Below are 7,002 nucleotides of genomic sequence, written 5' to 3'. Positions count from 1 at the left end.
TTCCGGGCTGACGCCGGGACCGTCGTCGTCGACGTGCACGGTAATGCCCTGAATATCCACGGCAAAGCTAACGCTGATGTGCGTGTGCGAATAGCGCAGCGCGTTGCGCACAATGTTCTCCAGCGCGCTTTCCAGCGCGTGCGGGTTACCGTACAGCGGCCACGGACCGGGCGGATACGGCACGTCCATGGTTTTACCCATCTGCTCCGCTTCGAATTTGGCATCTTCCAGCACGCCATTCCACAGCTGGTTGGCCTTCATCGCTTCGCTCACCAGCGCGTTCTTATGCTGGGTGCGCGACAGTACCAGCAAGTCGTTGATCATGCCGTCCAGACGCTGCGCTTCGGTCTCAATACGCTCCAGTTCTTTGCCTTCGCCATGACGCCGGCGCAGTAGCGCAGTCGCCAGCTGCAGACGCGTCAGCGGCGTGCGTAATTCATGGCTGATATCCGACAGCAGTCGCTGCTGTGCCGTCATCATGCGTTCGAGCGCGCTCACCATCTGGTTGAAACTGGAGCCGGCTGCGAGAAATTCCTGCGGGCCCGATTCCAGTTCCGGATGCTGACGCAAATTTCCGCTCGCCACTTCATCCGCGGCATGTTTTAGTTTGCGTGCCGGACGCGCCAGGCTCCACGCCAGCCACAGTAGCAGCGGTGAGCTGATTAACATGGTGACGATGAGCAGCAGCAGAGGACGGTCAAACAGCAGGTTGACGAAATCGAGCTGGGAACTGGTGGCGGGACGGATCAGATACAGCTGGTAATTGTCTTCGCCGTCGCGCACCGCGAAGGGGCCGACCATCTCGACGCGGCCATACTTTTTCTTCTGCGGATGATCGGCATTATCGGACTGGCCGATAAAGTTGCGGATCACCTGCATTTCATTGTGCTGCGCACCGATCACTCGTCCTTCGCTGGTCACCAGCAGCAGGCGCTGACCGGGCGGTGCCCATTTGTCGATGGCGCGAAACAGCCGGCGCCACCACATCAGGTCGTTGGGCGGATCCTGTGACAGCTCCGCCTCAACGTGTTGCTCAATCATGGTGCCCTGGCGCTGTTCGCTCTCCATCAGCGAGGTCATCTGGCGCGAATCGAGTTTGGGCACCATCAGTACCAGCATCAACACCAGCGCCAGGGTGAGCCAGAAGATGGCGAAGATGCGGGTGGTCAAACTTCCAATCATGATGCCGAAACCATCAGATAGCCGCGTCCGCGCAGAGTTTTGAACCACGGATGACCATCACGACGTTCCGGCAGCTTACGACGCAGGTTAGAGATGTGCATATCGATGGCGCGGTCAAACGGCGTCAGGCGCTTGCCCAGCACTTCCTGGCTGAGATGCTCGCGTGACACCACCTGGCCAAGATGCTGCGCCAGTAAGTAGAGCAGGGTGAACTCGGTGCCGGTGAGATCCAGCGTTTCGCTGTCGAAGCTGGCTTCCTGACGGCCCGGATTCAGGCGCAGGCAATCCACTTCCAGCGTCGGTGAGCTGTTATCGTGCTGTTGCTGCTGTTCGCTCCAGTTTGAACGGCGCAGAATCGCACGGATACGCGCCACCAGTTCGCGATCGTTGAACGGCTTTGGCAGATAGTCATCCGCGCCCAGTTCCAGGCCCAGAACGCGGTCCAGCTCGCTACCGCGGGCGGTTAGCATGATGACAGGGGTTTGATGTTGCTGGCGTAGCTCTTTTAACGTGTCGATACCGTTCTTCTTCGGCATCATGACATCGAGCAAAAGCAGGTCGACGGTGTTGTCCAGCAGATTGAGCGCCTGCTCGCCATCGCTGGCGACAATCACCTCAAAACCTTCCATTTCAAGCAGTTCTTTAAGCAGCGAAGTCAATTCGCGGTCGTCATCAACCAACAGGATTTTATTCATTTTTTGTTGCCCTCCGCAGGCAAAATACCGTGTTCCTATAGTGGCAATCCAACGCTTTACGTAGTTTTACACCCCCTGACGGATGTTTGCAGCTGTCGCCGTACACTAGCTCTCGTTGAATCGCAAAACGGAACGAACCGGGAGTAAACGATGCGCTACTTAACCGCCGTCGTCTTTGCCTCAGCGATGGTTCTCAGTCACGCCAGCGCAGAAGCAGCAGACACGACGACGATTGACGAGATGCATCATAACGGCGGATTGACGACAGGCAGTATGACGCAAAATCCGCAAAGCCACATGTTCGATGGCATTGAGCTGACTGAACAACAGCGGCAACAGATGCGCGACCTGATGCAGCAAGCGCGTCATGAACGCCCGGTGTTAAGCGTTCAGGACATAGAAACTATGCATGACCTTGTCATTGCAGACAAATTTAACGAATCGGCTATCCGCCAGCAGGCAGAGAAACAGGCCCGCGAGCAGGTAGAACTGCAAATCGAGATGGCCCGGGTTCGTAATCAGATGTATCACCTGCTAACGCCTGCACAGCAAGCGACATTGCAGAAGAATTTTGAGCGGCGCCTGAATGAAGCGCGTCGGCTCTCCGGATTGCAGCCATCATCACCGCTGCAAGCAGTGAGTAGTACCAGCAGTAACCAGTAACATAGTATCCCTGTTTTCCTTGCCATAGACACCATCCCTGTCTTCCCCGCCATGATGGCGGGGTTTTTTTTGCCCTGGATTTGCGGGCAAACTGCATCCGTTTCGCTATCCTGTCACGCAGTCTGCACGGGACGGTGATAAACTTGAGCCATTTTCCACTGCATGGCGTGCTGCAGCGCCTGACGAGGCAAGGTATGGAACCTTCCTACGCAAAACTGGTAAACCGCGCGGCGCTGGCGGCGACCACGCTGGCAACGCTGTTGCTGATCGTGAAAATTTTCGCCTGGTGGTACACCGGTTCGGTCAGCTTGCTGGCGGCGCTGGTGGATTCGCTGGTCGATATCGCCGCGTCACTGACCAATCTGCTGGTGGTGCGCTATTCATTGCAGCCTGCTGATGACGATCACACCTTTGGTCATGGCAAAGCGGAATCGCTGGCGGCACTGGCGCAAAGCATGTTTATCTCCGGATCGGCGCTGTTTCTGTTTCTTACCGGGCTGCAGCATCTGGCCACGCCGGAAACGCTGCGCGCGCCGCTGGTTGGCGTAGTTGTGACGCTGATCGCCCTCAGCTCCACGCTGGTACTGGTCGCTTTTCAGCGCTGGGTGGTGCGGCGTACCCGCAGCCAGGCAATTCGCGCGGACATGCTGCATTATCAGTCGGATGTGGTGATGAACGGCGCCATTCTGGTGGCGCTGGGCTTAAGCAGTTATGGTTTTAAGCGTGCGGATGCGCTGTTTGCGCTCGGCATCGGCGTATATATCCTCTATAACGCGCTGCGCATGGGCTACGAAGCGGTGCAGTCGCTGCTCGATCGCGCGTTGCCGGAGCAGGAAAAACAGGCGATTATCGCGCTGGTAAGCCACTGGCCCGGCGTACGCGGTGCCCATGCGTTACGTACGCGGCAGTCTGGCCCGACGCGGTTTATTCAGCTTCATCTGGAGATGGACGATCATCTCCCGCTGGTGCAGGCGCATCAGGTGGCCGATCAAATTGAGCAGGCATTACGGCAAAAATTTCCCGGCTCAGATGTGATTATTCATCAGGACCCCTGTTCTGTCGTGCCGCAAAATCAGCAGGGTTTTTTTCAGTTTTAGCCGTTATAAAACATAGTATTGCGTGAAAAAAATGACGTAACGCTAACAACTCTGTAAAAAATTAGCGAAAACTTGTCTGACCTGAATCAATTCAGCATCAAGCCTTTGATATACTATCTGCAACTATTAAGCCGTGCGATCGCGAGCTGGTCCACACCGGTCGACAGGCAGGAATAATCCTTAGTTTTGAACAATCCAGAGGTTGTCATGATCAAAAAAATCGGAGTACTGACCAGCGGCGGCGACGCCCCAGGCATGAACGCAGCCATTCGCGGAGTTGTCCGTTCCGCGCTGAGTGAAGGCCTTGAAGTTTTTGGTATCTATGACGGCTATCTGGGTTTGTACGAAGACCGCATGATCAACCTCGACCGCTACAGCGTGTCGGACATGATTAACCGCGGCGGCACCTTCCTCGGCTCGGCGCGTTTCCCGGAGTTCCGCAACGAAGAAGTGCGTCAGGTCGCGATCGAAAACATGAAAAAGCGCGGCATTGATGCGCTGGTAGTGATCGGCGGTGACGGTTCTTACATGGGTGCCAAACGCCTGACCGAAATGGGCTTCCCGTGCATCGGCCTGCCGGGCACCATCGACAATGACGTCGCCGGTACCGATTACACCATCGGTTATTTCACCGCGCTGGAAACCGTGGTTGAAGCGATTGACCGTCTGCGCGATACCTCTTCTTCGCATCAGCGTATCTCTATCGTAGAAGTGATGGGCCGCTACTGCGGTGACCTGACCTTAGCGGCGGCCATCGCCGGTGGCTGTGAGTTCATCGTGCTGCCTGAAATCCCTTACACGCGCGAAGAGCTGGTAGCAGAAATCCAGGCGGGCATTGCGAAAGGTAAAAAACACGCCATCGTGGCGATCACCGAACACATCTGTGACATCGACGATCTGGCGCACTTTATTGAAGCGGAAACCAAGCGTGAAACCCGTGCCACCGTGCTCGGCCACATCCAGCGTGGCGGTGCGCCATGTGCTTACGACCGCATTCTGGCATCACGCATGGGTGCTTATTCAATTGAGCTGCTGCTGCAGGGCTACGGCGGTCGCTGCGTGGGGATTCAGAACGAGAAGATGGTGCATCATGACATCATCGACGCTATCGAAAACATGAAGCGTCCGTTCAAGCGCGACTGGCTGGATACCGCGAAAAAACTCTACTAATCAACGATAAATCGGGCGCGATCGCTTTCGCGCCCTTTTTTATGCCTTGCTATATTCTCCATAGTTATAACAGCTTATTTTTAATTCTTTAATCCATGGATTGCTTTGTGTCAGTCTTGTTCTATAACGACCTCGGGAGAGCAAGCAATGAACAAGTGGAGTATTGGTGTCACCCTGTTACTGGCTTCAACCAGTGTTCTGGCAAAGGATATTCAGCTGTTAAACGTCTCTTACGATCCAACCCGTGAGCTGTACGAGCAGTACAACAAAGCGTTTAGCGCGCACTACAAGCAGGAAACCGGCGATAACGTGGTGATCCGCCAGTCGCACGGCGGTTCGGGTAAGCAGGCGACGTCCGTGATCAATGGCATCCGCGCGGATGTGGTGACGCTGGCGCTGCAGTCCGACGTGGATGCTATTGCTGACCGTGGTCGTATCGATAAAAACTGGATCAAGCGTCTGCCGGACAACTCGGCACCTTATACTTCCACCATCGTGTTCCTGGTACGCAAAGGCAATCCTAAAGGCATTCATGACTGGCCGGATCTGATTAAGCCAGGCGTTTCTGTGATCACGCCAAACCCGAAAACCTCCGGCGGCGCACGCTGGAACTATCTGGCGGCCTGGGGCTGGGCGCTGGACCAGAACCACGGTGACCAGGCCAAAGCGCTGGCTTACGTCCGGGCGCTGTTCAAAAACGTTGAAGTGCAGGATTCCGGTGCACGTGGCGCGACCAATACCTTCGTTGAGCGCGGTATCGGTGATGTGCTGATTGCATGGGAAAACGAAGCCTATCTGGCCGTCGATAAGCTGGGCAAAGACAAGTTTGAAATCGTTACGCCGAGCGAATCGATCCTCGCCGAACCGACGGTCTCCGTGGTCGATAAAGTGGTGGATGAACAGGGCACGCGTAAGGTGGCGGAAGAGTATCTGAAATATCTCTACTCACCGGAAGGCCAGACCATCGCGGCGCAAAACTTCTATCGCCCGCGCGATCCTGAGGTGGCGAAGAAGTTTGCCAGCAGCTTCGCGCCGGTTAAGCTGTTCACCATCGATGACAAGTTTGGCGGCTGGAGCAAAGCGCAGAAAGCACACTTTGCCGACGGCGGCAGCTACGATCAGGTCATGAAACCGTAACCGCGTTTTCATCATGACGAAACGGTCAGCCCTGCGCTGGCCGTTTTGCTTTGCGGCGCGGAAAAAGCCGTGACTTTCCGCTGGTGACAGGTGAGGATGCTGACAGCTCATCACTGAGGATCTGGCCATGCAGGCGCGCCGCCGTAGTCTTACGTTGCTGATTATCGCGTTCATCCTTCTGATTGCCGGGCTGATCGCCGGTGCGGTGCATTTACATAAAAACGCCGACGCGCTGTGGCAGATTGTCAGCGAAAAGTGCGTACCGGACATGACGCAACGCGGTAATCCTGCCCCCTGTCAGCAGGTCAATCTGGCGCAGGGTTACGTCACGCTCAAAGATCTGAATGGCCCGCTGCAATATCTGCTGATGCCGATAGCAAAAATCACCGGCATGGAGAGCCCAATCCTCCTCGAACCCACCACGCCGAATCTGTTTGCTGCCGCCTGGCAGCAGCGCCGCCTGCTGGCACAGAAGCGCGGTGCGCCTGTCGACGACCGCGTGCTGTCGCTGGCCATCAACGCGCAGTATGGTCGTACGCAGAATCAGCTGCATATTCATATCTCCTGCCTGCGACCGGATGTGCGTCAGCAGCTGGATACGCTGGCGCCGAAGCTGAATGCGCAGTGGCAGACGGCGACGCTGCTGCGGCATCGCTGGCTGATTCGCACGCTGAGCACCGCCGAACTGGCGCAGCAGAGCGTGTTTATCCGGCTGGCTGAGGAGGTGCCGCATGCACGCGGTGAGATGGGCAAATACGGGCTGGCGCTGGCCCGGCTGCCGGATGGACGTCTGGCGCTGCTGGCGCTGGAGCGCAACTGGCTCAAGCTGAATCGCGGTTCGGCGGAAGAACTGCAGGATCACCAGTGCCGTTTGCTGGAGTGAGTGGCTCCGCGACCGATCAGGCAATAAAAAAGGCGGCTCATCAGCCGCCTTTTTCTGCGTGAGAAACTTACGCGTTTTTGGCTGCCGCAGCGGCTTTGACGATCACCGCGACAGCATCTGCCTTCAGCGACGCACCGCCCACCAGCGCGCCGTCGATGTCCGGCTGGGTGAACAG

The 7,002-nt window shown here is 56.6% G+C and carries 8 protein-coding genes; 5 read left to right on the top strand and 3 right to left on the bottom strand.

Going from position 1 to position 7,002, the window contains the following annotated elements:
• Both cpxA and cpxR read right to left on the bottom strand, forming a co-directional pair.
• The coding region (gene cpxA, locus FT726_RS25545; RefSeq protein ID WP_346303673.1) for an envelope stress sensor histidine kinase CpxA at nucleotides 1-1,182 on the bottom strand (1,182 nt) is incomplete at its 3' end.
• Nucleotides 1,179-1,877 carry an envelope stress response regulator transcription factor CpxR gene (gene cpxR, locus FT726_RS25540; protein ID WP_007885339.1) on the bottom strand — a complete coding sequence of 233 codons (699 nt, stop codon included), beginning with the start codon at nucleotides 1,875-1,877 and terminating at the stop codon, nucleotides 1,179-1,181. The genes cpxR and cpxA, both read right to left, overlap by 4 nt.
• Before the next feature lie 150 nt (nucleotides 1,878-2,027).
• On the opposite strand from cpxR, the gene cpxP reads away from it, so the two are divergent.
• The 5 genes from cpxP to FT726_RS25515 all read left to right on the top strand — a co-directional run bounded on the left by cpxP (nucleotide 2,028) and on the right by FT726_RS25515 (nucleotide 6,827).
• Nucleotides 2,028-2,540 (top strand): cell-envelope stress modulator CpxP, encoded by a 513-nt coding sequence (gene cpxP / locus FT726_RS25535; RefSeq protein ID WP_021507049.1) that lies wholly within the window; start codon nucleotides 2,028-2,030, stop codon nucleotides 2,538-2,540.
• Nucleotides 2,541-2,734: 194 nt separating this feature from the next.
• Nucleotides 2,735-3,637: a CDF family cation-efflux transporter FieF gene (fieF, locus tag FT726_RS25530; RefSeq protein WP_141497158.1), complete on the top strand. Its 903-nt coding sequence runs from the start codon at nucleotides 2,735-2,737 to the stop codon at nucleotides 3,635-3,637.
• A 207-nt stretch (nucleotides 3,638-3,844) separates the two neighbouring features.
• Nucleotides 3,845-4,807, top strand: a complete 963-nt coding sequence (pfkA, locus tag FT726_RS25525; RefSeq protein ID WP_021507047.1) for a 6-phosphofructokinase — start codon at nucleotides 3,845-3,847, stop codon at nucleotides 4,805-4,807.
• Nucleotides 4,808-4,954: 147 nt separating this feature from the next.
• Nucleotides 4,955-5,944 (top strand): sulfate ABC transporter substrate-binding protein, encoded by a 990-nt coding sequence (locus tag FT726_RS25520; protein ID WP_021507046.1) that lies wholly within the window; start codon nucleotides 4,955-4,957, stop codon nucleotides 5,942-5,944.
• A gap of 127 nt (nucleotides 5,945-6,071) precedes the next feature.
• A complete protein-coding gene (locus FT726_RS25515; RefSeq protein WP_288421212.1) occupies nucleotides 6,072-6,827 on the top strand; it encodes a CDP-diacylglycerol diphosphatase in 756 nt (251 codons plus the stop codon).
• 67 nt (nucleotides 6,828-6,894) lie between these two features.
• On the opposite strand, the gene FT726_RS25510 is transcribed toward FT726_RS25515, so the two are convergent.
• Nucleotides 6,895-7,002, bottom strand: a 108-nt coding sequence (locus FT726_RS25510) for a triose-phosphate isomerase (protein ID WP_346303674.1), incomplete at its 5' end; no start/stop codon positions are given.

Origin of the sequence: Pantoea sp. Morm, from assembly GCF_016643525.1 — a bacterium.
Lineage (GTDB): Bacteria > Pseudomonadota > Gammaproteobacteria > Enterobacterales > Enterobacteriaceae > Pantoea > Pantoea dispersa.
This window is presented reverse-complemented; position numbering and strand designations above follow the sequence as displayed.